This is a genomic window from Actinomycetota bacterium (genome assembly GCA_019347575.1).
GTDB lineage: Bacteria > Actinomycetota > Nitriliruptoria > Nitriliruptorales > Nitriliruptoraceae > JAHWKY01.
In genome coordinates this window covers 19,317-43,636 of the sequence record JAHWKY010000035.1, presented here as the reverse complement: position 1 = coordinate 43,636, position 24,320 = coordinate 19,317, and the positions used below count along the sequence as shown (strand labels likewise).

At 70.8% G+C, this 24,320-nt stretch carries 21 protein-coding genes and 1 tRNA gene; 3 read left to right on the top strand and 19 right to left on the bottom strand.

The window, feature by feature from the left end; translation table 11 throughout:
- Nucleotides 1-1,450, top strand: a 1,450-nt coding sequence (locus KY469_18670; protein MBW3665123.1) for an Ig-like domain-containing protein, incomplete at its 5' end; no start/stop codon positions are given.
- A gap of 15 nt (nucleotides 1,451-1,465) precedes the next feature.
- On the opposite strand, the gene KY469_18665 is transcribed toward KY469_18670, so the two are convergent.
- The 10 genes from KY469_18665 to KY469_18620 form a co-directional block, all read right to left on the bottom strand.
- Nucleotides 1,466-1,557: transfer RNA gene (locus KY469_18665), tRNA-Ser, on the bottom strand.
- A gap of 57 nt (nucleotides 1,558-1,614) precedes the next feature.
- Complete coding sequence (locus KY469_18660; protein MBW3665122.1) at nucleotides 1,615-3,054, bottom strand: right-handed parallel beta-helix repeat-containing protein; 1,440 nt, start codon at nucleotides 3,052-3,054, stop codon at nucleotides 1,615-1,617.
- The gene (locus KY469_18655; GenBank protein ID MBW3665121.1) at nucleotides 3,054-3,932 is read right to left on the bottom strand and encodes a carbohydrate ABC transporter permease; all 879 of its coding nucleotides are present in this window, start codon (nucleotides 3,930-3,932) and stop codon (nucleotides 3,054-3,056) included. Before KY469_18655 ends, KY469_18660 begins: the two co-directional genes overlap by 1 nt.
- Before the next feature lie 16 nt (nucleotides 3,933-3,948).
- Nucleotides 3,949-5,211, bottom strand: coding sequence for an ABC transporter permease subunit (locus tag KY469_18650; protein MBW3665120.1), 1,263 nt, complete (start codon nucleotides 5,209-5,211; stop codon nucleotides 3,949-3,951).
- 104 nt (nucleotides 5,212-5,315) lie between these two features.
- The gene (locus KY469_18645) at nucleotides 5,316-6,704 is read right to left on the bottom strand and encodes an ABC transporter substrate-binding protein (GenBank protein ID MBW3665119.1); all 1,389 of its coding nucleotides are present in this window, start codon (nucleotides 6,702-6,704) and stop codon (nucleotides 5,316-5,318) included.
- Between the two features lie 61 nt (nucleotides 6,705-6,765).
- Nucleotides 6,766-7,971 (bottom strand): sn-glycerol-3-phosphate ABC transporter ATP-binding protein UgpC, encoded by a 1,206-nt coding sequence (gene ugpC / locus KY469_18640; protein MBW3665118.1) that lies wholly within the window; start codon nucleotides 7,969-7,971, stop codon nucleotides 6,766-6,768.
- A 130-nt stretch (nucleotides 7,972-8,101) separates the two neighbouring features.
- Complete coding sequence (locus KY469_18635) at nucleotides 8,102-9,358, bottom strand: hypothetical protein (GenBank protein MBW3665117.1); 1,257 nt, start codon at nucleotides 9,356-9,358, stop codon at nucleotides 8,102-8,104.
- 96 nt (nucleotides 9,359-9,454) lie between these two features.
- On the bottom strand, nucleotides 9,455-11,092 hold the full coding sequence (locus KY469_18630; GenBank protein ID MBW3665116.1) for an AMP-binding protein: 1,638 nt from the start codon (nucleotides 11,090-11,092) through the stop codon (nucleotides 9,455-9,457).
- A gap of 31 nt (nucleotides 11,093-11,123) precedes the next feature.
- Nucleotides 11,124-12,560 (bottom strand): aldehyde dehydrogenase, encoded by a 1,437-nt coding sequence (locus tag KY469_18625; protein ID MBW3665115.1) that lies wholly within the window; start codon nucleotides 12,558-12,560, stop codon nucleotides 11,124-11,126.
- 11 nt (nucleotides 12,561-12,571) lie between these two features.
- The gene (locus KY469_18620; GenBank protein ID MBW3665114.1) at nucleotides 12,572-13,348 is read right to left on the bottom strand and encodes a carotenoid biosynthesis protein; all 777 of its coding nucleotides are present in this window, start codon (nucleotides 13,346-13,348) and stop codon (nucleotides 12,572-12,574) included.
- Nucleotides 13,349-13,548: 200 nt separating this feature from the next.
- Between KY469_18620 and KY469_18615 the strand changes: the two genes are divergently transcribed.
- Nucleotides 13,549-14,535 (top strand): DUF2786 domain-containing protein, encoded by a 987-nt coding sequence (locus KY469_18615; protein ID MBW3665113.1) that lies wholly within the window; start codon nucleotides 13,549-13,551, stop codon nucleotides 14,533-14,535.
- On the opposite strand, the gene KY469_18610 is transcribed toward KY469_18615, so the two are convergent.
- Nucleotides 14,528-14,998 carry a hypothetical protein gene (locus KY469_18610; GenBank protein ID MBW3665112.1) on the bottom strand — a complete coding sequence of 157 codons (471 nt, stop codon included), beginning with the start codon at nucleotides 14,996-14,998 and terminating at the stop codon, nucleotides 14,528-14,530. The two genes, KY469_18615 and KY469_18610, sit on opposite strands and share 8 nt — an antisense overlap.
- Before the next feature lie 21 nt (nucleotides 14,999-15,019).
- Between KY469_18610 and KY469_18605 the strand changes: the two genes are divergently transcribed.
- The gene (locus KY469_18605) at nucleotides 15,020-15,520 is read left to right on the top strand and encodes a hypothetical protein (GenBank protein MBW3665111.1); all 501 of its coding nucleotides are present in this window, start codon (nucleotides 15,020-15,022) and stop codon (nucleotides 15,518-15,520) included.
- Nucleotides 15,521-15,567: 47 nt separating this feature from the next.
- On the opposite strand, the gene KY469_18600 is transcribed toward KY469_18605, so the two are convergent.
- From KY469_18600 to KY469_18565, 8 genes are read right to left on the bottom strand one after another with little or no spacing between them, the layout of a single operon-like run.
- Nucleotides 15,568-16,782, bottom strand: a complete 1,215-nt coding sequence (locus tag KY469_18600) for an MCE family protein (protein ID MBW3665110.1) — start codon at nucleotides 16,780-16,782, stop codon at nucleotides 15,568-15,570.
- Nucleotides 16,779-17,870, bottom strand: a complete 1,092-nt coding sequence (locus KY469_18595; GenBank protein ID MBW3665109.1) for an MCE family protein — start codon at nucleotides 17,868-17,870, stop codon at nucleotides 16,779-16,781. The genes KY469_18600 and KY469_18595 overlap by 4 nt, the downstream gene beginning before the upstream one ends.
- On the bottom strand, nucleotides 17,867-19,078 hold the full coding sequence (locus KY469_18590) for an MCE family protein (GenBank protein MBW3665108.1): 1,212 nt from the start codon (nucleotides 19,076-19,078) through the stop codon (nucleotides 17,867-17,869). The genes KY469_18595 and KY469_18590 overlap by 4 nt, the downstream gene beginning before the upstream one ends.
- Entirely contained in the window at nucleotides 19,075-20,181 is a 1,107-nt protein-coding gene (locus tag KY469_18585) for an MCE family protein (protein MBW3665107.1), read from the bottom strand. The genes KY469_18590 and KY469_18585 overlap by 4 nt, the downstream gene beginning before the upstream one ends.
- Nucleotides 20,178-21,356: an MCE family protein gene (locus KY469_18580; protein MBW3665106.1), complete on the bottom strand. Its 1,179-nt coding sequence runs from the start codon at nucleotides 21,354-21,356 to the stop codon at nucleotides 20,178-20,180. Before KY469_18580 ends, KY469_18585 begins: the two co-directional genes overlap by 4 nt.
- Nucleotides 21,353-22,429, bottom strand: a complete 1,077-nt coding sequence (locus KY469_18575; GenBank protein MBW3665105.1) for an MCE family protein — start codon at nucleotides 22,427-22,429, stop codon at nucleotides 21,353-21,355. The genes KY469_18580 and KY469_18575 overlap by 4 nt, the downstream gene beginning before the upstream one ends.
- Nucleotides 22,426-23,271, bottom strand: a complete 846-nt coding sequence (locus tag KY469_18570) for an ABC transporter permease (protein ID MBW3665104.1) — start codon at nucleotides 23,269-23,271, stop codon at nucleotides 22,426-22,428. Before KY469_18570 ends, KY469_18575 begins: the two co-directional genes overlap by 4 nt.
- Nucleotides 23,271-24,173, bottom strand: coding sequence for an ABC transporter permease (locus tag KY469_18565; GenBank protein MBW3665103.1), 903 nt, complete (start codon nucleotides 24,171-24,173; stop codon nucleotides 23,271-23,273). Before KY469_18565 ends, KY469_18570 begins: the two co-directional genes overlap by 1 nt.
- Nucleotides 24,174-24,320: the final 147 nt, after the last annotated feature.

Genomic DNA, 24,320 nt, shown 5'->3' with positions numbered 1-24,320 from the left:
CACGGCGTGCACCAACGAGGACACCACCGAGCCGTCCTCCTGCGCGGCCGCGACCGGGCCGTCGGACACCGCGACCAAGACCTGGACCGCAGGACCGCCGACGATGCTGTCGCTGGCGCCCGAGACGTCGACCAACACGGTGGGCAGCGACCACACGGTGACGGCGACCGTGACCGACGGCTTCGGTAACCCCGTGCCGGACGCGACGGTGCGCTTCGAGGTCGACAGCGATGGTGATCCCACGCCGGTGTCGGGCACCGACACGACCGACGCCAACGGGCAGGCGACGTTCACGTTCACCAACGGCGTCGCCGGCGACGACACGATCACGGCCTGCACGAACAGCGACGGGTCCGAGCCCACGTCGTGTGAGACGGCGACCGGCCCGAACGACAGCGCCACGAAGACGTGGACGACAGCCACCGCGCCAGCGTCGATCACGCTGGAGCCCAGCACGGACGTCAACGGTGTGGCGGAGGACCACACGGTCACCGCCACCGTTCTCGACGCCGACGACCAGCCGGTTCAGGGAGCGGTCGTGCGCTTCGAGGTGACCGGCGATGGCTCGCCGGATCCGGCCGACGGCACGGCCGTGACCGACGCCGACGGTACCGCCACGTTCACGTTCACCAACGACACGCCGGGCCAGAACACCATCACCGCGTGTACGACCGCAGACGGCTCGGATCCCGGGTCGTGCGGTACCGCCGACCCGCAGCTGACAGCCACGGCTACCAAGACGTGGGAGCAGCGCGCCGCGACCGTGATCCTCGAACCCGACGCCGACGCCAACGCCGTGGGCACGGCTCACACGGTCACCGCCACCGTCCTCGACGGTGCCGGCCAACCCATGGAGGACGTCCACGTACGCTTCGACGTGTTCCGCGACCCGCCTGAGGGGTCTGCCCCCACCGGTACCGATCGGACGGACAGCAACGGGCAAGCCACGTTCACCTACACCGGCCCGACGGAGCCAGCCGATGACGTGATCTGGGCCTGCGTCCGGGAAGGCGCAACAGCAACTACCTTGCGCCCCTCCCATTGCACCGTGGACGACGCTGGCCAGCAGGCGCGCGAGGGCTTCATCACCGACACGGCCAACAAGGCCTGGGAGGTCCCTGCGCCCCAGACCTTGACCGTGACGCCGGCGAGCGACACGAACACGATCGGAACTCCCCACACCGTCACGGCCACGGTCCGCGATCAGTTCGGCAACCCCTTCGAGGGGGCGAACGTCCTCTTCGAGGTCACCGGAGACCCCGCCCCCGATCCGGACTCTGGCTCCGACACCACCGATGCCAACGGCGAGGCCACGTTCACGTTCACGAACCCCTTGCCTGGGCAGAACACCATCACCGCGTGCACGAACAGTGACGGGTCCCTGCCTGCGTCGTGCGGGGCCGCCACCGGGCCGTCAGGGACCGCCACCAAGACCTGGACCGTGACCTGACGCCACGATCACCGCTGGCGGAGGGTGAGGGATTCGAACCCTCGAGGGGCGTGAACCCCTACACGCTTTCCAAGCGTGCGCACTAGGCCTGACTATGCGAACCCTCCAGGAGGACCCGAGGCCCTCGAACCCCTCGCGGGGCGCGGCGAGGGTACCGAGTCACCTCACGCGGGCACCGGCTCGAGCGAGCGGTGAGCCCGCGAGAACGCCCCGAGCGCGCGGAGGACGATGACCAGCGCGATGACCTGGCCGGCCCAGACCGCGGTGTTGATGCCGAAGTGGAACCACACCAACCCGAGGTCGTCGCCGATGATCCCGGGCGCGACCTTGATCCCCAGCGCCTCGTGCTGGAACACCTTCGCGACGTGTTCGGCGAGGTGCCACGTTTGGATGGCCGTCGCGCCCGCGAACCATGACCACGCCCCGCCGCGGAGCAGACCGTCGCGTTCACGGACGATCAACCCGAGCATGAACATCATCACCGCGAGGTTGTAGGACAGGTGGACCCACTCGGTGTTGAAGGCCTGGCCGAGCAACCCCGCCCGTACCTCCGCATCCGCGACGTGGATCTGCCACACCTGCACGGCGTGCTCCGACATGTGCATCGTCTGGACCGCGAGTCCGGCCCCGAGCAGCGCCAATGCCCCGCCCTCGGCGACCGGTGCACCGCGGTGTCCGTCGCCGCGCCAGCGCCGGAGGCCGAAAGTGACCGCGAGCAGCACCGCCCCGGCCGCCGCGAGTGCGATCGGCAGGCCCGGGAGGACGCCGCCCCACCCCGGGGGCCAGATGCTGAGCGGGAAGCGTTCCACCTCCACCGACCCGTGGCGGAGCGTGATCGGCGTGGGCGCGGCGACGTCGGTGAAGGCGTTGCCGGTGTGACGCACGGTGGAGTAGTACCAGGTCACCGATCCGTAGCCGGCCTGGTTGGCGACGCCTGAGTCGTCGGACGCCACCCCGGCCACGGTGTTGTCGCGGAACTCGCAGTGCGACATGTCGCCGCAGAACAGCCCCGCCCCGACGACCTCGTGGATGCGGTTGCCGGCCGCGATCCCCTCGCTCATCTCGAGGATCGCGATCGCACGCACCCCGGTCGCCGTGACCTCGTTGCGCAGGAACTGCACCCGCGCGCTGTGAGCGACGATCCCCTCCTTGCCGCCCACGACCGAGCAGCCTTCCACGATGGTGTGCGGCCGCCCCGTCTGGTTGCGGATCTCGATGCCCTGTGCCAGCGGGTGACCCATCCCGGCGATGTGGCAACCCGTGATCGTCGCCGAAGCGTCGACGACCTCGATGCCGTGCATCCCGGCGCCACGGATCGTGACGTCATCGATCACCACGCCATCGACGTCGCGAACGAGCACGCCGGTGTCGCCACCGATGATCGACAGACCCTCGAGCCTCACGTCATCAGCAGCCACGATCACGGGCCCGCGCAGGAGCGCCCCGTCCTCGGCTCGGACGACCTGGCCGGACGTGTCCAAGGTGAGCGGACCGTGCGTGCCAGCGGACAGCACGAGCGGGTCGGTGCCACCTTGGGCGGCCCAGACCGACGCGACGCCTGTGACGACGACCGCAGCTGCGATGAGCAGCCAGCGGTGCCTCATCACTTCTGGGAGCCGGCCAGCAGGCCCTGCACGAAGTAGCGCTGGAACGCGAAGAACACGATCAGCGGCACGGTCATCGACAGGAACGCGGCCGGCGCGATGATGTTGATGTTCGAGCCGAACTGCCGTGTCTGCTGCTGGATGAACACCGTGAGCGGGGCGGCGTCCGAGCCGGCGAACACCAGGGCCACGAGCAGGTCGTTCCACGTCCACAGGAACTGGAAGATGGTCAGCGCCGCGATCGCCGGCAGCCCCAGCGGCAGCACGACGCGGAAGAACAGCCGGATCTCGGTAGCGCCGTCCAGCCGCGCGGCCTCGAGCAGTTCACGGGGGATGCCGCTGAAGAAGTTGCGCAGCAGGAAGATCGCGAAGGGCAGCCCGAAGCCCACGTGGAACAGCACCACTCCGGTGATGGTGCCGAACAGGCCGACGTTGCTGTATAGCTGCGCGATCGGGATCAGGGCGATCTGCAGCGGCACCACCAGCAGGCCCACGACCACCAGGAAGAGCGGATCGCGGAGCTTGAACTCGACGAACGTGAACGCGTACGCGGCCAGCGCCGCGAGGATGACCACGAGGACCGTGGTGGGGACCGTGATGTAGGCCGTGTTGAGGAACGAATCGATGATGGCGGGGTTGTCGAGGATGCTGCGGTAGGCGTCGGCGGTGAGCTGCGCCGGTGCGGTGAAGATGGTCCACCACCCGGTGTCCGCGTTGGCCGCCTCGGTCCGGAACGACGCGACGAAGAGTCCCAGCGTCGGCACCAGCCAGAAGATGCCGATGGCGATCAGGACCGTCGATACCGCGCCGCGCTGGAGGAACTCGACCAACCTCGAGGAGGTCGACGCGGGTCGTCCGGTCATCGTCGTGGCCGACATCAGCTCACCCTCTCCATCATCCCTCCTCCAACCGGAAGCGGCGCAGGTTGAACAGCATCGCGGGGATCACCAGGAGCAGCAGGAAGATCGCCATCGCGCTGCCGAAGCCGCGGTCGCCCACCTGGAACGCCTCACGCCACATCTGGAGTGCCAGCACGGTGGCCTCGTCCTGCACCGACCCCGGCGCGATGACGAGCACGAGGTCGAAGATCTTCAGCACGTTGATCATCAGCGTGACCAGGACGACCGTCAGCACGGGCCAGAGCTGGGGCACCATGATCCGTCGGAAGACCTGCCACTCGTTGGCGCCGTCGACGCGCGCCGATTCCAGCGTCTCCCGGGGGATGGCTGCCAGTCCCGCGCTGATGAGCACCATCGCGAAGCCGGCCCACATCCACACGAAAGCGGCGATGATCGCCGGCGTCACCAGGGTCGGACCGAGCCAGGTGTACCCCGCGGCGCCGGCACGGAAGTTGGACGCGGCGAGGCGGACCGTGTAATCGGCCCCCGGGTCGAGCCCGCTGAGGGTGAAGTTGCCGGCCTCGTCGGTGTCGGCCGTGGCGACGACGCGGCCCTCGCTCACGGCTTCGACGGTCGTACCCGGCAACGCCAGCTCGGTGGGATCGATCACGCCGGCTTCACCACCACCCCCGCGCGTGAAGTCGAGCCACACCGTGCCCGTTATGACGTCGTTGCCGGCGCCAGGAGGTGCGGCGGCTTCGACCGCATCGTCGGGGACACGGTCGGGGCGCAGCCGTGCCAGCCCGAGTTCGACCGTCGAACCCGCGGGCACGGTCTCGGTGGTGGCGAGCGCCCCCTCGCTGGTGCTCTGCAACTCGACGCCGCCCTGCGACGGCGCCGCACCGGCGTACTGGCCCGTGGACTCCCACAGGCCCCTGACCGATGTCACGACCGCGTTGGCGAGTCCGACGTCGGGGTTGTCCTGGTAGACGAGGCGGAAGATGACACCGACCGCGAGGAACGAGATCGCCATCGGCATGAAGATGATGATCTTGAACGCTCGCTCGAACGACACCCGCTCGGCGAGCACCGCGAAGACGAGCCCGAACGCGGTGACGATGCTCGGGGCGACGAGGACCCAGATGATGTTGTTCTTCAGCGCCGTCAGGGTGACGTCGTCGGTGAACATCTCCTTGTAGTTGTCCACCCCGATGAACGCGGCGTCGGCGCCCGCCCCGTAGAGGCTGCGGACGACCGAGAAGAAGATGGGGTAGACGACCCACACCCCGAGCAGGAACAGTGCGGGGAGTAGGAAGATCGCGGTGGTCCCGAACCGGCGCCAGTCGACGCCGGCCCGGGATGCACCGTCGGTGCGCGTCGGCGTGTCCGCTCCCGCCACGACCCGCTCCTTGCCTCAGGCGATCAGGCGTAGGCCGCCGCGGCCGCGTCCTCCATCTGCTGCTGGATGTCCGCGAACGAGGCCGGGTCGGCTAGGTAGTCCTGGAACAGTTTGAACAGGCCCTGGCCGACGGTGCCGCCGAACTCGCTGGGTACCGAATCCGACAGGTCGAAGCGGAACACCTCGGCGGAGGTGAGCTGCTCGGCGAGCTGCCGGCTGACCTCGTCGGGGTACAGCGAGGTGTCGACGTTCTGGTTCGGCGAGGCGAACCCGCCCTCGGCAGCCCAGATCTCGGCCGCTTCCGCTGTCGCCAGGTAGCACAGCAGCGCCTGGGTGGCCTCGTCATCGGTGAAGCCCACCGCTACGTCACCACCGCCCACGACCGAGGGCGGCGAGCCGTCGATCGTCGGGAACGGGAAGAACAGCGCGTCCTCGCCGACCGCCGCATCCGTCTGGTCGCTGATGACACCGGCGACGAAGTCACCCTCGTAGACCATCGCCGCGACCGGGCTGGCGCCGAACACCTGCGTCACCGAATCGGGGAACGCCACCTGCAGCGCGCCCGCGTTGCCCTGGGCGACGAACCCTTCGGGCTCGAACAGCTGGTTCAGCGTCTCGAAGGCCGAGGTCACGCTGGCATCGGTCCACGGGATCTCGTGGGCGACGAGCTGATCGTAGGCGTCCGGCCCGGCGACGTTGAGGTAGACGTTCTCGAACCAGTCGGTGAGCGTCCAGCCGTCCGCGCCACCGACCGAGATCGGGGCGATGCCGAACTGCTGGAGGGTGCCGGCGATCTCGACCCACCCGGCGAAGTCGCTGGGCGGCTCGACTCCCGCGTCGGAGAAGAGCGAGGTGTTGTACCAGACGGTCGACTTGTTGGCGGCCTTGAACCACACGCCGTAGAGGGTCCCATCCACGCTACCGAGGTCGGACCACACGTCGGCGAAGTTGGCTGCGACCTGCGACGACGCCTCGTCGCCGAGCGCGATGAGCGAGCCGTCTGCTGCCAGGCTCTGCATGAGGGCTGGCTGAGGCAGGACCGCGACGTTCGGCGGCTGTCCTCCCTCGACGCGCGGGCCGAGGAACGCGTTGATGTCGTCACCCGTCGACGTGAAACTGACGTCCACGCCGGTCGCCTCGGTGAAGCCGCCAAGCACGAGCTCGAAGTTGGTCTGCTCCGCGCCGCTCCAGACGCCCACGGCCTCGAGGGATCCCGACAGCCCCTCGGTCGGGCACTCCCCGGCGGCCTGACCGTCGTCGCCGGTGGTGGTGTCGGCACCACCCGTCGTGTCGTCGTCGTCACCACCGCACGCGGTCGCGGCCAGCGCGATCGCCGCGAGGGCGGCCGAGAGCTTGAGGGCACGTGAGCGCCCGGACCTGGTTCGCATCGGTGTTCCCTTCTCCACTCGCATCCGGCGCGACGGGTCACACGGAGCCGTCACTCGTTCCTACCTGATCTAGTCCCAGCCTGATCTAGTCCCAGACGGCGTCGCCGCTGTCAAGGTCGAAGAAGTGCAGGCGCTCGGTGTCCACCGCGACCCGGACCTCACCGTCCTCCGTGACGGCGCTATCGGGGTGGAACCGCGCGACGAAGATGGTTCGCTTCCCGCTCAGATCGGTCTCGACCATGGTGCCGGTCCCTCCGGCATCCTCGGCGAGTTCCTTCGTGTCCTCGGTCAGCACCGGCGGGGCGTCGATCCCGAAGTGGACGAGGACGTCGGAGCCGAGCGCCTCACGCAACTCGGCCTTCGACCTCAGCGTCCGCCCCTCGGGCACGTTGCCAGCCAGGGCCGCGTCGTCCATGTCCTCGGGACGGATCCCGAGCACGACGCTCGCCCCGTCGTAGTCGCGTAGCGCGGGGCGCTTCCCGAGGACCTCGTCGCCCACGACAAGTTCCTGGTCGCCGAACGTGACCGACGCCTTGTTGCCCTTGAACGACAGCGCGGCCTCGATCATGTTCATCGCGGGCGAGCCGATGAACCCGCCCACGAACAGGTTCACGGGCTGGTCGTACAGCTGCTGAGGCGGCGCCACCTGCTGGAGCAGACCCTTGCGCATCACGGCGACGCGGTCGCCCATCGTCATCGCTTCGACCTGGTCGTGGGTGACGTAGAGGGTGGTGGTTCCCAGGTCTCGCTGCAGCCGGGAGATCTCGGCGCGCATCTGCACCCGCAGCTTGGCGTCGAGGTTCGACAGCGGCTCGTCCATCAGGAACGCCTGGGGCTCGCGCACGATGGCGCGTCCCATCGCGACGCGTTGCCGCTGCCCACCGGACAGCGCCTTGGGGCGGCGGTGCAGCAGCTCCTCGAGGCCCAGGATCTCGGCGGCGTCCTTCACCCGCCGGTCGATCTCGTCCTGCGGCGTCTTGCGCAGCTTGAGGCCGAAGCCGATGTTGTCCTTGACGCTGAGGTGGGGGTAGAGGGCGTAGTTCTGGAACACCATCGCGATGTCACGGTCCTTCGGGGCGACGTCGTTGACGACCCGATCGCCGATGGACAGCTTCCCGCCCGAGATCTCCTCCAGGCCCGCGACCATCCGCAGGGCGGTGGTCTTGCCGCACCCCGACGGGCCCACCAGCACCACGAACTCGCCGTCCTGGATGTGCAGATCGAGGTCGGCCACGGCCTTGGTGCCATCGGGGTAGATCTTGGTGATGCCCTCGAGCTTGACGTCCGCCACTCGCCCGCTCCCGTCTCCGGCTCCCGTCTGCACGGCAGCTACGACCGTGGTCGCACCCTAGGGCGGTCGGCGCAGCGACGCCACCCCTACCACTGGAGCTTCCACGGAGAGGGCGAGGCGAACGGACCGGTCAGGTCGGGCAGTCCTCGGGGCGCGGTGCGTCGAGGACGAACGAGTCCTCGAACTCGGGTCCGAGGGAGAGCGGGACGCGGCACGGATCCCACGGATCGGTACCTCGCCCCGACTCGAGGTGCTCGACCTCGTCGAACGTCACGCGGAACAGCGAGTACGCCACGTTGTCCGAGGTGTCGCTCTCGAGGATGTAGCCGTCCGGGTCGGCGGTCATGCGCACGACGTACAGGCCGTCCTGGTTGAGCGCGAAGTCGATGTAGTTGCCGGGTCGGTCCCACTCGTAGTAGTCGGCCCAGCCGGGAAGCAGCCCGAAGCTGCCCGTGGGCCAGACCGGGTAGAAGCTGGTCCAGTCACGCAGCAGCTCGTTGCGGTGGGCGAAGCCCTTCCGCTGAGGCTCCCCCGCTGGGGCGAGTTCGCCGGTCTGCTCGTCGACCACCTTCAACAGCTCCATCCCGATGGCGTGGTCGTGGTGGTAGTGCAGGTGGCTGTGGTGGTAGTAGGCGTTGCCGGCATCCCGTGTCATCCGCCCGCCGTCGGAGTAGCGCACGTGCTGGATCAGCGGCCGGTCGCTGAACGCTTGGCCCGGTCCCACCTCCAGCTCGAGCGGGCCCAACCCGACGTTGGCGACGCCGTAGCTGACCCGGATGCAACGCACCGCGAGGTAGAGGGCCACCTCCTCCGGGTGGCACGCGACCCGCCCGGCCGGGAGGTCGAGACCGACCGACTCGCCCCCTTGGAGACCGTTGGTGACGGGGTAGCGGAACGAGAAGTCCCACGGCGGTAGCGGTCGCAGGTTCGGCGGCACGAGCGTGCGCTCGTCGGGCAGCAGGTCATCGGCGTCGAGTCCGACGCGGACGCGGTAGCGCGGCTCGGTGACGTCCTGCGCACGGACGGCGATCATGTAGGTGCCCAGCGTCGGAGTGGGATCGATCACCTCCGCCGAGTACAGGTCCACACCCGGCGACGCGCTACCGACGAACGCACCGTCCGGGTCGAACAGCGAGATCTGCCACACCTGCCCGATGAGCGGACGGTCGATCGCCGCACGCAGGCGGTAGCCCGGCTCGGTCAGCGTGACGCGGTACGACCAGCAGCCGGAGCCACAATCGGGCGGGGCGTCGGGTGGGCCCGTCCAGAAGGCGGCGGAGACGTCATCGTCGAAGGTGACGTGCCGGTCGTCGACCGCGACGTGATCGGCAGCGAGCACGGCGGCAGCCAGACCCGCCCCGACGACCAGGGCCAGGTGACGCCGCATCCCGTTCCACATGTCGGAGGTCTACGACATCACCGGGCCCTTCTCCTGCCCCAGGCGTGACGCCGCGCGTGCGGCGCTCGAGGTGTGGTCGCCGACCTAGCGCTGGCGCGTCGCCCGCACCCGGCGCAGCTCCTCGCGCTCGGTCGCGGTCATGCGCTGGAGCGCTCCGCGGCGGTCGGGGCGCCAGTAGACGGGATCGTCGGCGTCCCAGCCGCTCCGACGCAGAGCGGACCGGTCGATCTTGTTCGTGGCGGTCATCGGCATCTCGGCGACGACGCGGACGTAGCGCGGCGACCACTTCGTGCCCATGTCCCGCTGTTGGTCCAGGAACGCGTCGAACGACGGGGGGTCGAAGGTCGTGGGGTCGTCGACCTCGAGGATCGCGAGGACCTGGTCGTCGACCGTGCGCTCGTCGGGAACGCCGACGACGGCCACGGCGGAGGCGTGGGGGTAGCGGCTCAGGACCCGCTCAACCGGTGCAGCGGCGAAGTTCTCGCCGTCCACCCTGAGCCAATCGTTGGTCCGCCCCGCGAAGAAGAACACGCCGTCCTCGTCGCGGTAGGCGAGGTCGCCGGTCCAGTACCAGCCGTTGCGCGTTCGTGACGCCTCCGCCTCGGGGTTGTTGTAGTAGCCCTCGAAGCGCTCCAGGACGTTGCGACCCACGAGCTCGCCGATGGCCTCGTCGGGGTTGAGCATCCGGCCGTGCTCGTCGAACCGGGCACGGGGGCACTCCCTGAGCGTGTCGGGATCGACGACGGCCGCATCGGTCCCCTCGAGCGGCGTGCCGAGAGCACCCTCAGGCAGCCCCGGCTGGGGAGCCAGGATCACCGCGTTCTCGGACGAGCCGTAGCCGCTGACCGCGTAGCAGTCGAAGCGCTCCTGCAGCGCCGCCATGTCGTCGGGCGAGGACTCGGGCGTGAGCACGACGCCGAGGCGGTTGTCCGCGTCCTCCGGCGTCTCGGGAACCGCGAGGATGTAGCTCAGCGCACGCCCCACCGTCGAGAAGAACGTGACGCCGTGCGCGCGGACGTCGGCCATGAACTCGGAGGCGGAGAAGCGGCGCTTCATCACCAGCGTCGCGCCCGACCCGATGGCCGGGAGCACGGTCGACACCAGCGCGTTGCCGTGGAACATCGGCATCGCGCAGTACAGGACGTCGTCGGGCGAGAACCACATGCGCCGGGCGGTCGCCGCGGCGCGGCCCTGCGTCATGCGGACCGCCTTCGGGGCACCCGTCGAACCCGAGGTGAACAGCAGAAGGAGCAGGTCCTCGATCGTGACCGGGACCGGGGCGGCGGGGTCCGTCCCCGCCATCGCCTCCTGCCACGCTGCGTCCTCGACATCCCGGACAGCGTCGTGCGCGAGGCCGAGGTCGAGCCCGTCGAGCAGCGGGGCGTGGTCGGGCGAGGTGAGAACCAGCGCGCAATCCGTGTGGCGGATGTCGCGTTCGAGCTCCGCACCTCGTCGCGTAGGGTTGAGGCCGACGAGCACCGCGCCCGATAGCGCCGCGCCTCCGAGCAGGAACAGGAACTCGGGGACGTTGTCGAGCAGCACCCCGAAGTGGCGGGGCGCTCCGCCCGGGAGGAGCTCGGTCAGCAGGGTGGCGCGGCGCTGCATCTGGGTGACGACCTCGTCCCAGGTCCAGCTCGCACCTTCGAACCGCAGCCCCTCGGCGTTCTCGCCCGCGCGCTGGTCGATCAGGCCCGCGACCGTGTCGGCGCGGTTGTCGAGCACGCCCCGCCCGACGAGGTCGCCGGTGATGTCCTCAGCGGGCAACCGACTGCACCTCCAGGTACTCCTCGATCCCCTCGCGGCCGTACTCGCGGCCGATGCCGCTGGCCTTGAACCCGCCGAACGGCGAGCGGAAGTCCGGCGCGTACTTGTTGATCCCCACCGTCCCGGTGCGGATGCGGCGCGCGACCTCGAGACCGTGGGCCTCGTCCGCGGTCCACACCGACCCGGCCAGGCCGTACTCGGAGTCGTTGGCGATCGCGACCGCATCGTCCTCGTCGTCGTAGGGGATGACCACCAGGACCGGCCCGAAGATCTCCTCACGCGCGATGCGCATGCGGTTGTCGACGTCGACGAACACGGTCGGATGCACGTAGCAGCCGTGCTCGAGCCCGTCGGGGACATCCGGTCCGCCGGTGGCGATGGTGGCGCCCTCGTCGAGGCCGAGCCGGATGTAGCCGCGCACGCGCTCCTGCTGGCGGCGCGAGACCATCGGACCGACCTCCGTCGCCTCATCGGTGGGATCGCCGACCACGAGGCTCTGCGTTGCGGCGGCGATGGCCTCGGTCACCTCGGTGTAGCGCGAGCGGGGCGCCAGGACGCGGGTCTGAGCAGCGCAAGCCTGGCCGCTGTTGACGAAGCAGGCGAACCGCAGCGCGGGCAGCACCGCGTCGAGCTCGACGTCCTCGAGGACGATCGCGGCGGACTTGCCGCCCAGCTCCAGGCTGACCCGCTTGAGCTGCTCGCCGCAGATCGCGCCGATGCGCCGCCCCACCGCGGTCGAGCCGGTGAAGGCCACCTTGTCGACGTCGGGGTGGCGTACGAGGTGCTCGCCCACGTCGCCCCCTGCCGGGATGACGCTGACGACGCCTTCGGGTAGCTCGGCCTCCTCGAGCCAGCGCGCCATCAGCAGCCCGTCGATAGGGGACTCCGCCGCGGGCTTGACGACCACCGTGCAGCCCGCGACGAGCGCCGGGGCGAGCTTGGAGAGGATGGTGATCTGCGGGATGTTCCACGGGGCGATCGCGGCCACGACTCCGACCGGCTCGCGCCGGACCAGCGCGGGGGTGCCGATGATGCTGTCGCGGTCCTCCTCCCACGTCACCTCGTCAGCGACCTGGAGCGTCGTGTCGATCAGCGCCCATCCCGCCCACGCCTGACCGATGCGCGAGAACGCGATCGGCGAGCCGATCTCGGCGGTGATGAGGTCGGCCATCTCCTGCTGTCCCGCGAGGTAGCGGTCCGCGAAGCTGCGCAGCAGCGCCACGCGTTCCTTGGGGTGCAGGCGCGGCCAGGGCCCGTGGTCGAACGCCTCCCTCGCGGCGGCGACGGCAGCGTCGACGTCCTCGGTCGCGGCGTGGGGCGTGCGGCCGACGGGGCGACCGTCGTGGGGCGAGACCACGTCGATCGTCGCGTCGGTCGCCGGGGTGGTCCAGCGTCCGCCGATGTAGAGCTGGTCCCAGGTGTCCACGGCGTCCTCCGTCAGCCCGCATCCTGCCCGACGGCGCGGGCAGGGCGCGCCGCGCGCAGGTTGCTCCACGTCACCGCGGTCACCGCCGCAGCGGGCACCCACATCAGCAGCGCCGCCCCGCCCAGCTCGGTCTCGTCGAGCACGATCGCGGTGATGCCGAGCCACAGCAGTTGCGCGTGGTAGGTGACCAGCGCGATCACGTGGGGGTGATCGATCCAGCTGGCGACGGGGCGGTCCTCCTGGTCGCGGCCGAGCCACGTCAGCATCCCGACCAGGATCGCGGAGGTGAGCGTGAACCCGAGCTGGCTCGCCAGCGGCAGGCCGAACCAGAAGCCTGGCCCGTCGTAGGCGAACACCTCGCCGAGGAACCAGCGGTCGCCGAGCCGGGCGATAGGGTCGAACAGCCAGATGGCCCAGACGGCGAGCATCACGCCGAGCAGGTACTCGTGCCAGACCTTCCGTCCGCGCGTGCGCCACGGCCCACTCGCCAGAAGGCGCCCGCTCGCGTAGGCGAAGTAGCCCATGAACGCGTACGACAGCGCCACCATGAGCGGGGCGTCGCCGATGAACAGCTCCTCGCCCCGCAGCTCGGGGGCGAACTCGTAGCTGGTGTAGGGGATGCCGAGGTGCACCGACCCGTTCTCGGCCAGCGCCCCGACTCCCACCGCGAGCCCGAGGTAGAGCAGCGTCCGTCGCCAGCCGAGGTCGCGGACCGCGCGCCACACGAAGACCGCGCCGAGCAGCGTGACGTACCAGCGCCCCACGAAGGTGCCCACGACCTCGGTCACGCCTCGACTCCGATGAACCTGACGCCCGTGTCAGGTCACGCAGTCAACGCCACCGCGCCACACCCCGTCAACCTCGGCGCCGCGTTCCAGGTAGGCGGAACGACTCGTAGGCTGCGCCCCGAGCCGATGCCGAGGTCCCCGTGCCGCCACCGCCCGGTCCCGGTGCTCCCGACGAGCGCCGCGCCGCCGCCGCGGCGTTGATGGAACGGCAGGACTTCGCTCGACGACCTCGAGGCCGCCCGATGGTGGGACCCCTACCGCCCTTACCTCGTGCAGCTCGACGACTCTTGGGAGGTGACCGTTCTCACGGCGGTGCGGTCCTCGCGGTGCTCGAGCGTCTGCCGTCGCTCCCTCGGCTCGTCGATCCACCATCCGCGTGGAGCCGGACGTCGCCGGTCGCACTCGGATCGATGCCGACGAGCGTGCTCGCGAAGGTCCGGGCGCTGCTGGCCAAGGCCGAGGCGACCACCTTCGAGGCCGAAGCCGATGCGTTCACGGCCAAGGCCCAGGAGCTGATGGCCCGCCACCGCATCGACCGTGCGGTGCTCGCCGACGGTGGCCGCGACGAGGAGCGACCCGTCGGACGCCGCGTGGGCGTCGACGATCCCTACACCGACGCGAAGGCGGCGCTCCTCCACGGCATCGCGGACGCGAACGGCTGCTCCGCCGTGTGGTCCAAGGAGCTGGGATTCGCGACCGTGTTCGGCTTCGACGGCGAGCTCGACGCGGTCGACGAGCTGTACACCTCGCTGCTGGTCCAGGCGACCGCGGCGTTGCGTCGCGCGGGGCCCAAGCGCGACCGTGACGGCCGCAGCCGTACCCGCCGGTTCCGGCGCTCCTTCCTGGTCGCGTTCGCGGTGCGCATCGCCCAGCGGCTGCGGGCCACGGTCGAAGCGACCGTGACCGCTGCCGGCGCGGACACCTCGACCGCCCTCGTGCCCCTGCTCGCCGCCCGCGAAGAAGCCACGCGGGCGGCCGCCGCGGCGGCGTTCCCCGAGATGCGCGCGTTCGCCCCATCCGCGACCGACGCCGAGGGTTGGCACGCCGGCACCGTGTGCGCGGACCTCGCCGACGTGTCGCTCGCGGCGCCGCTCGAAGGCGAGGATCCCGCCGCGGTTCTGTCGGTCATCGCCGAGCAGAGCGGCACACCGACGGATCCTCACCCTCACAAGGCTCCGTTCAGGTGACCGCGACGGCGTCGACGCGCCAGCCGTCGGGGGTATCCACCAACGTCAGCTCGACACGAAGCTGGCGGGTCTGGGGTCCATCGACCTCGTTGGACCGCACCGTCTGCTCCACGACCGTGAAGGTCCGCGCCCGCGTGTCCTCGAGGGTCGCCAGCAGCGGCCCTACCGCGACCTCGCCCCGCGCGACCGACTCGGTCTCGATCAGCGCGGTGCGCAGCTCCGCCGCGCCGAACGTCTCGGCGTAGTCGTCGGCGAACGATCCCGTGGCCAGCGCGAGCACGGCGTCACGTTGCTCGTCGAGAGCGGCGTGGTCGTAGCTGGTGAGCGCGAGCACGAACCGTTCCGACACCGCCGCGACCTCGTCGCGCCGCTCGACCTCGCTGGGTGGCTGTCGTAGCAGGAGCACGCCGAGGAGCGCAGCCACGACCGCCAGGACACCGGAGATGGTCCAGAGCACGAGCACGCGACGGGTTACGGTGCGGCGGTGATCGCCCGCCTCGTCCGCCACCCCCTCGCCGCCGCCGCGGTGATCCTCGTCCTCGCCGGCGTCGTCACCGTCGAGGCCGTCGCCCTGGTCAGCGGGCCGGCCGAGCTTCCCGACGCCCCGCCCGCCAGCGTCGACCTCGTCGAGGAGTTCGCCGTCGCCGTCACGACCTTCGACTTCCGGCGGGTGGAGGACGACGTCACCCGGATCCTGTCGTTCGGGGACGCCGGTTTCGTCGACGAGTTCCGCGCCGCCATGGGGCCCGACTTCATCGACGACGTCCGCTCCGCCCGCCGCGTCAGCCTCGGGGAGATCACCGCAGGCCCCACCGTCCAGCGCGTCCTCGATGACCGCATCGTCTTCCTGGTCGTGGTCACCCAACAGGTCGCCTCCCTCAACGAGGACGAAGAACCGGGCGAGCCTCAGCTGGTCCGGGTCGGGATGCTGGTGACGGTCTCGGGTGACCCGTCACCGAAGGTCACCAGCGTCCAGGTCCTCTAGGAGGCCTGTGCGCAACTGTGGCGCACAGCCCTCCTAGCGCGACCACGCTAGTCACGGGTCGGGCAGTGGCGTCGGGCGGGGTCGTCCGCGCAGGCGGTGGCGAGGTCGTGGATCACCTCGGCGAGCAGGTTGTCGGCGTCACGCTCGCCGAGGGCGAGCGCGGCGGACTCCTCGGGACTCAGCAGGAACGAGGGGTTGGAGTCGCGGAAGTCCAACTCGACGCGACGGATCACCTCGGGCAGGTAGATCTTATCCAGGCGCAGCCCGTGCCCGGTCATCGGCAGGCTGTAGGTGGGGAAGTAGGGGATGTTCAGTCCCTGCGTCGACGACCACGCCGCGTTGTCATCGAAGGTCTTGCCGATCAGGGCCACCATGTCGGGCGTGTGGATCAGGATCTCGTGCACCTTGGTCGGCCGGACCGCGAGGGTGTGGGTGCTGGCGTCGAGGCCGGCGAGCAGCCCGTCGATGTCGTCCTCGATGGCGGCGAGCAGATCCGATCCGGAGGCACCGAGCCGTGCCGCCGCGGACAAGCCATCCCCGAGCGCCTGGCGGTGCTCCGCGAGGACGGTGGCCAGGTCGGCCCCGCCAGCGAGCGCACGCTCCAGGGCGTCGCGGTGGCTGCGCAGCGTGGCGGTGAGCCCAGCAGCCGAGGACAGCAGGTGGGCGTACTCGTCGCGTCGTGACTCGAGGACCGACCCGAGATCGCCCACACCCTCGAAGATGGTCCGCAGCTCGCCCTCCCGGTCCGCCAGCTCCGCACCCGCGTCGGCGACGACCTGCAGGTCGTCGGGGTCGATCGCCCCGAAGAGCCGGTCGGCGCGGCGCAGCAGGTCGCCCAGCTCCGGGGGTACCGAGGTCCGGTCGGCGGGGATGTGGGTCCCGGCCAGCTCGTCGCGTGCCACCGTCGGCGCGCCCGGCTCCACCGGCGATAGGTCCACGTAGGGCTCGCCGAGCGAGGTCTTCTGCCGCACGTCGGCGCGCAGGTCCCGGGCGACCGGACCGTCGGGTGCGACCGCCAGGGTGAGCTCAACCCCGTCGTCGGCGACGGTGGCCTGCTCGACCGAGCCGATGCGCACGCCGAGGTAGGTGACCTCGGCGCCGGGTAGCGCCCCGCCCGTCTCCGGCAGCGCAACGGTCACGGTGACGGGGTCGTCGCTGAAGGGTCCGACCTCCACGAGGTCGACCGCCATCCATCCGACCGCGACGACACCGAGCGCGACCACGACGGCGAGGTTGACCAGGCTCCTCCAGCGCAGCTTCACGGCCGACCTCCCGGTGAGGGCGACTCGGTCGGCGGGCCGGGGCTCGGTGAGTGCAGCGGGCGGGGCGGGTCGTCGAACGGGACGGCCCACTGCCCACCCATGTCGCGGCCGGTGCTGCCCTCCTCGGGGTCACAGTGGCCCGGCCCGTAGTCGATGCTGGCGGCCTCCGGGATGAGAACGAACGCCTGGTTGAGGTAGTGGCCGTCAACGATGCAGGCCCAGGACGCGTTGAAGTCGTACAGGGCCTGCGTGCCGCGAGCGATCTCGGGGAGGGTCTCAACCGCCTCGCCCAAGACCTGACGCAGCTGTGTCCCGAACGTCAGCAGAGCTGCCTCGTTGTGCTCGAGCACCTCGGAGACAGCGCTGGTCATCGCGCTCAGCTCGGTCGTGAAGCGCGCGAGGTCGTCACCGTGGCTGGCCAGCGTGTCAAGCCCGCCGACGGCGCGGTCTACCGCGTCGGCGAGGCGTTGGGTCCGCGGGGCGTAGGCGACGGCGAGGTCAGCGAGACGATCGATCGTCGCATCGAGGTCGGCGCCGACCTCGAGGTAGGCCCGTGCCGCCTCTCCGCCGCGGTCGATGAGCCGGCCCAAGGCGTCGGGGTCGGATCCGAACGCCTCGTCCGCCGCGTGGAGCATCCGGTTCAGGGTGTCGGTCCCCAGCGACGACGCGAACACCGAGCCCGACGAGACGATGGTCTCGAGGTCGCTGGCCCGACGGGTGCGCTCGAGCGGGATGGTCGTACCGGCCTGGAGCTGGCCCTCTCCCTCAGGGACCAGCTCCACGAACCGGTCACCGAGCAGGCTGGCCTGGCGGATGGTGGCGTGCGACGCGGCGGGGAGATCGATCCCGGCGTCAACGTGGAAGGTGACCCGCGCCGCGAGGCCGTCGAGCGCGACCTCGTCGACGGCCCCAACCACGACGTCGTTGATGCGCACGTCGTGACGCGGGACGAGCTCGGACGCGTCGGCGAAAAGCGCGTGGTAGGTCGTCGTGGGCTCGCGGCTCGATGACCACCACACGGTGGCAGCGATCGCCACGATCGTCATCAGCGCGCCCGCGATGAGCCGACGCAGCGTCGTCACGCTCATGGTGACTCCTTCCCGTCGTAGGGGTCGTCGTCGCCCGGGGCGTGATCACGGTCCGCGTCCTCCTCGAGGGTCTCGGCGCCGTCGGGGCCGATGCGCAGCGACGGCAGCAGCGGACCCGGGCCGGTCGGCCCGGTGAGGTCGAGCTCCCACGGCACCAGCGGGCGGGCCGGCGAGTCCTCGGTGTGGTAGATGCGGGGCAGCGGCTCCCACTCCGGCGACCCCGGCCCCGAGTTGGGCGGTGGGCCGTAGGGTTGGAACAGGATCCCGCGCGGCTTGTTGACCACGTACCAGCGGTCGCCCTCGTTCTGGATGGCTCGGATGAAGCCGTACGAGAAGAACGGGAGCTCGTCGACGACCACACCGAAGTCGTCCCGGTGCGCGTCGAGGACGTGGCCGACCCGGGCGAAGCGCTCGACGATGTCGGTGAGGACGTCGCCGTTGCGTTCGATGAACTGCGCGAGCTCGCCGAGCGTGGAGTCGAGCCCCTCGATCGCCGCCCCGAGCGCTCCCTCCTGGGCGAGCAGCGCTTCGGAGACGACCGCGGTGCCCTCGGCGAGCTGGACCAGCTGCCGGTCGCGATCGGCCAGCACGGTCACGATCCGGTCGAGGGCGACCAACGTGTGGTCGAGCTCCTCGGCGCGAGACGACACGACCTGGCTGACGCGCGCGAGGTCCTCGACGCCCCGCGCGATGACGTCGCTGCGTCCCCGCAGCGCGTCGGCGAACTCGCCGACCAGCCTCGCCATCGCGTCGGCGTCGATCTCGCCGGCCACTCGGTCGACCTCGGTGAGCACCTCGGACAGCTCGAGGGGCACCGCGACGGCGTCCCCCGACAGCGTCGCGCCATCCTCGAGCCGCGGCCCCTCACCCGTCCACGCGGGCCCGATCTCGACGTAGCGCTCGCCGATCAGCGACGCCAGGCCGACCGTGGCACGGGCATCAGCGGCCAGTGCCACATCGTGCAGCGTCAGCCGGACGCGGACGTGGTCGGGGCGCGTCTGCAGCTCGCTGACCTCGCCGGCGGCCACACCGTCGACCCGGACCTCGTCGCCTACGTAGAGCCCGATGGCGCGTGGCAGCTCGAGCACGACCTCGAGGCGGTCGGGGCGCAGCGGGTCGGCCCCGTCGGCGCCCTGCGTCAGGAGCAGCAGGGACGCGACCGCGGCGGCCACGAGGGTCGCGATCAGACGAGGGTTCAGCGCGCTCATCCGGGGTAGTCCTCCGGTGGCGGCGGCCCTTCGGGGTCGTGCCACTCCAGGCGCGTGCCCCCGACCTCCGTGTCCGGCGTGACGCCGGGGTCGTCCAGCCAGAAGTTCGGCAACCCGCCCTCGTCGCCGACGAGGACCGGCTGGGAGGGGTAGGGGAACGGGACGATGCCGACGAAGAACACGTTGATCCACGGTCCGTCGTCGGTCAGGTCGGTGAAGCGGCGCGCGAGGACGGGTAGCTGGTCGAGCGCGAGGTCGATGCGGCCACGCTGCTCGTCGAGCACGGTCACGACCGTGCGCAGGTCACCGAGCGCGGTGGCGAGCGCGTCCTCGTTCTCGTCCAGGAGCGGGGTGAGGTGCTCGTCGAGACCGCGGATGCCCTCCACCAGACCCTCGAGGTCGGCCCGCCGTTCCTCGAGCGCCCCGAACACCACCGCGAGGTCCTCGACGCTGCCGGCGAGCTCGTCGCGTCGGCTGTCCACGGCCGCCAGCAGCTGCTCCGAGGTCTCCATCAGCCGGTCGAGGTCCTGGGACCGCTCGGCGAGGACCTCGGCGAGCGCCCCGATGTCCTCGATGAGCGCACCCAGCTGGTCGCCGTGGCCCTCGAGCCCGCTCGCGAACGCGGACACGAAGCGGTTGATGGCGTCCGTGTCGATGGGTTGCGCGCTGCGGCCGAGGGTCTGCAGCAGCTGGTCGATGTCCACCGGGGTCTCGGTCCGGCTCAACGGCACGAGGCCGCCGTCGGCGAGCCGCGGCCCCTGTGCAGGGTCGGAGATGGCCACGTACTTGGCGCCCAGCAGGCTCCGGAGGCGGATCGACGCCGTCGCCGCCTGCGAGATGCCGACGTCGGAGTCGATGGACATCGCGACCTGCACCGTGCCGGCCTCGGGGATGCGCTCGATCGCCTCGACCTGTCCCACGCGGACACCCGCGACCCGCACCGGCGAGCCCACCGTGAGGCCCGCGCCGTCCGTGAACTCGGCGGTCAGGTCCCAGCGCGACTCGAACAGGCGCAGACCGCCGAAGCTGACCGTGATCGCCGTCAGCACGGCGGTGACGAGCAGGCCGATGGCGCCCGCGCGGCGCAGGTCGAGGTCGGTCACCGCTGCCCCCTCAACGGGTGGAGCAGCAGCTCGAGGCCGGACGATCCCTCGGGATCGTCACCACCGGGGTTGAGCGTGAGGGGGCCGACCTGAAGCCTCGGGACATCCGGCGCGGGGATGCGCGGCTGGCCGAGCAGGGGCTCGGGCGCGTCGGTGTCGTCGGGGCCAGCATCGCCGTAGTCGGGGCCGACGCGCGGCTCGGGCGTGAAGGTGTTGATGACGCCGAAGCCGCGGCCGTACACCTGGATCCAGTCGCCGTGGTTCGTCGCCCGGATCAGTCCCGCCGACGTCCAGGCCAGGGTGCGCAGTCCCTCCGACAGAGCGTGCTCCTCGCCAGCGAGCGTCCCGGCGACCTGTCCGACCTGGTCGACCACGACCGGGAGGTCCTCCCGGTTGGCCTCCAGCACGGTCGCGAACGTGTCGGAGAAGCGCCCCGCCTCGGCGATGGCGCGGCCGAGGTCCTCGCGTTGGCCGCCGATGTCCTTCGCCACCTCGGCGAGTGAGTCGAGCGCCGCCTCGATCTCGTCGTCGCGCTCGGCCAGCCCGTCCATCACCTCCGCGAAGCCGCTCACGATGTCGCCGATTCGGTCCGCGCGGCCTGCGAGCTGGTCGAGCAGCAACGAGGAGGCCTCGATCGCCTCGCCGACCTCGCGTTCGCGCCCCTCGAGCACGCCCGCGAGCGTTGCCGTCACCCGGTTGAGCGCCTCGGTGTCGAGGCTGCCGAGGACGGGCTCGGCCTCGTTGAGCAGCTCCGACAGGTCAGCGGTCTCGCCGGTGCGTTCGATCGGTACGTGGTCACCCGCGGCGAGACGCGGGCCGTCGGGAACGGCGTCGTCCGGTGGCACCACGTCCACGAAGCGCTGGCCGAGGACGCTCCGCCAGCGCAGCCGCAGCGTGGCGTCATCGGGGACAGCATGCGCCTCGTCGATCGCGAGCATGACCCGTGCCTTGCCCTCGTGGACGCGCACGTCGCTGACCCGACCGATCGCGACCCCGGCGAGGCGCACGGCGTCGCCGGGGAGCAGTCCGGTCGCGTCGCGCAGGTCCATCGTGATCGGGTACGTGGAAGCGAACATCCCGCCGGGCCCGCCGAGCTGCCCCACGCTGACGGCGACCCACGCGAGGCAGCCGAGGCCGACGATGGTCAGGAGGGCCAGACGGATCGCGAGCCTCACGGGGCGCCTCCGCCCGGCTGGTCCTCCGGCGGCGGCGTCTTGATGACCACGTGTGGCCCCGCCTCACGTCCGCCGTCGTCGTCGCCGCCGTGTCCGTCGAGGTGGGGCAGAACCACGAAGGTGTGCGCGACCTGGGCGTACAGGTGGTCGATGAAGGTGGCGCTGACCAGTCCCTCGAGGTAGACGGGGAAGGCGCGCAGGTACGCGGCTATGCGTCCCGGATGCTGTGTGACGATGTCGAGCACGACGAGGCCGTCGCGGACGGTCCGCGCGAGGCGCGGGTCCTCGACGAGCGTGCGCGCGTCGGCGAGCAGGTCGGCGTTGCGCTGCAACGCCACGGTGAGGTCGGTCTGGTGCTCGTCGATGGTCGCGAGCACCTGGGAGAAGCCCTCGGCCATGATGGTGACGTCCTCGGCGCGCTCCGCGAAGGTCGTCGCCACGTCGGGCAGATCGTCCAGAAGGCGGTGCAGGTCGTCGCGCGATGAGGCGGTGACGTCGGCGGCCGCCCCGAGCCCCGCTGTGGCGGACCGCAGCGAGGTGCCGTCTCCCAGGCCGTACGCGACCGCGTTCAGCGCTCCACCCAGAGCGGCGGCGTCGATCGAGCCGATGAGGGTGCCGATCTCGTCGAGCACCTCCTCGAGCTCGGCGACCGGCTCGGTGCGTTCGCGCGGGATGAGCGCCCCGTCGGCGAGCACGGGCTCACCGGGCGCGGCCGCATCGAGCTCGATGTACTTGTCGCCGAGCAGCGTCTTGGGCACGACGCGCGCCCCGCTGTCCGCGGCGATGCTCGTGCCGGGATCGAGCACCAGCTCGTAGCGGGCGGACAGGTCGCTGGGGTCCACCCGGATGGCCCGGATCTCGCCGACGGGCACGCCGCGGACGCGCACCTCGTCGCCCGCGCGGACGTTGAGGCCAGCGCGGTCGAAGTCGGCATGCACGATGGGGCCGAGCGGGTTCGCCGTCAGGGTGCGCACCAGGAAGACCGCGATGGCGACCGCGACGAGCCCGGCGCTCACGCGTAGGACGCGGCCGGGCTCGGCTGCTGCCGCCGTCAGGTCGGGTCCGCCGCTCATCCTGACAACCTCACCGAGCTGGTCCCGCTGAAGAACAGCACGGACAGGAAGAAATTCGTGACGAAGATCAGCGTGACCGACAGGCGGACGGCGCGGCCGACGCCCCGGCCGACGTCCTCGGGTCCGCCGCGGGCGTAGAAGCCGTAGTAGCAGTGGATGAACGTGACCAGGGTGATGAAGACGAGCACCTTGGCGAGGCTGAACAGCACGTCCTGGCGCGGCAGGTACAGCTCGAAGTACTGGTCGTAGATCCCCGGCGAGACGTCGAACAGGTGCACCGCAGTCAACCGTGTCGTCAGCAGTTGGATGTACACGCCGATGGCGTACAGGGGCAGCACCGTGATGTACGCGGCCAGCAGCCGCGTCGAGACGAGGTAGCGCAGGCTGCGTAACCCCATGACCTCGAGCGCGTCGATCTCCTCCGAGATGCGCTGCGCCCCGAGCTCTGCGGTGAACTGCGCCCCGATCTGCGCCGCGAAGATCATCCCGGCACCCAGCGGGGCGACCTCGCGGATGTTGGCGTAGGCCGCCACGAACCCGATCAGCGCCTCGGCGCCGATCAGCTCGAGGCCCTCGGTCGCCTCGAGCGCGACCTGGATGCCGAGGACCGCGGTCATGAAGATCATCACCATGACCGCACCCGCCCCGAGCAGGAACGCCCCCGTGCCGACCGCGATGGCGTTGACCTGCTCGACGATCTGGGCGCGGTGACGCAGAGCCGGCACGACCTGGCTGAGGGCCCGGACCGAGAAGAGCACGAACGAGGCGGTGATCCGCACGGGGAGGAGGGCCGGGCCGAGGACCTCCCGCAGCGACGCTGGCGCTCTCTCGGAGGTCGACATCAGCGGAAGGGGTTGGTGACGATGGACAGGTACCCGAAGGTCAGGATCATGTTGACCACGACCAGGGACAGCAGCGTGAACACGACGCTACGGTTCACCGCCAGCCCGACGCCCGCCGGGCCGCCCTCGGCGTAGAGGCCCTTCCACGCGGCCACGATCGCCGCGACGAGGCCGAACACGAACGCCTTGACGAGGGCGAGGTACAGGTCGGAGAGCTGGGCCAGCGTCGAGAACCCGTCGAGGTACGCGCCGGCGTTGGAGCCCTTGAGGACCACGGCGTAGAAGAACCCGCCGACGAGACCGCCGGCGATGACGATGCCGGTCAGCAGCATCGTCGCGATGCTCGCCCCGAGCACCCGCGGGACCACCAGCAACCCGATCGGGTCCACGCCCATGACCTGGAGCGCGTCGATCTCCTCGCGGACCTTGCGGCTGCCGAGGTCCGCGGTGATCGCGGTCCCCCCAGCGGCCGCCATCATGAAGGTCGTGCCGAGCGGCCCCGCCTCACGCACGATGGCCAGCACCATCGCCGCCCCCTGCGCCGACTCGGCGCCGATCTGGCGGGTGACGTTGTAGACCTGCAGGCCGATGACCAGCCCGAACGACAGCGTCAGCAGCACGGCGGGCAGCAGCGTCACCGACGCGATGAACCACGTCTGCTCGGCGACGGCCCGCAGGCGCCAGGGCCGGCGGGGGATGCGCACCGTGACGTCGGCGGCGAGAGCGAACAGCTGACCGGACGACTCGAGGAACCGTCCGGCCCGTTCGGCGCCTGCGCTGACGACGCTCACGCTCGCATCGCCGACGGCCCGAGACCGTCGCGCCTCGTCACCGGTGCGGAAGGGTCTGAAGGTTGTCTCCCCACACCGCCTCGCTCTCAGGTCGCAGCGAGGGCCGCCCATCGCGCCCGTCCCGCGCTCGCCCGTCTCCGTTCGGGCCGGCTGCGGCCCGGCCCCTCTCGTACCGCGAGCCTCGCCGTTCGCTACCACCCGCGTGTTCCGGTGCTCGGCCCGGAAGGTTGGCCATCGTTCGACCTAGGCCGAAGGGAC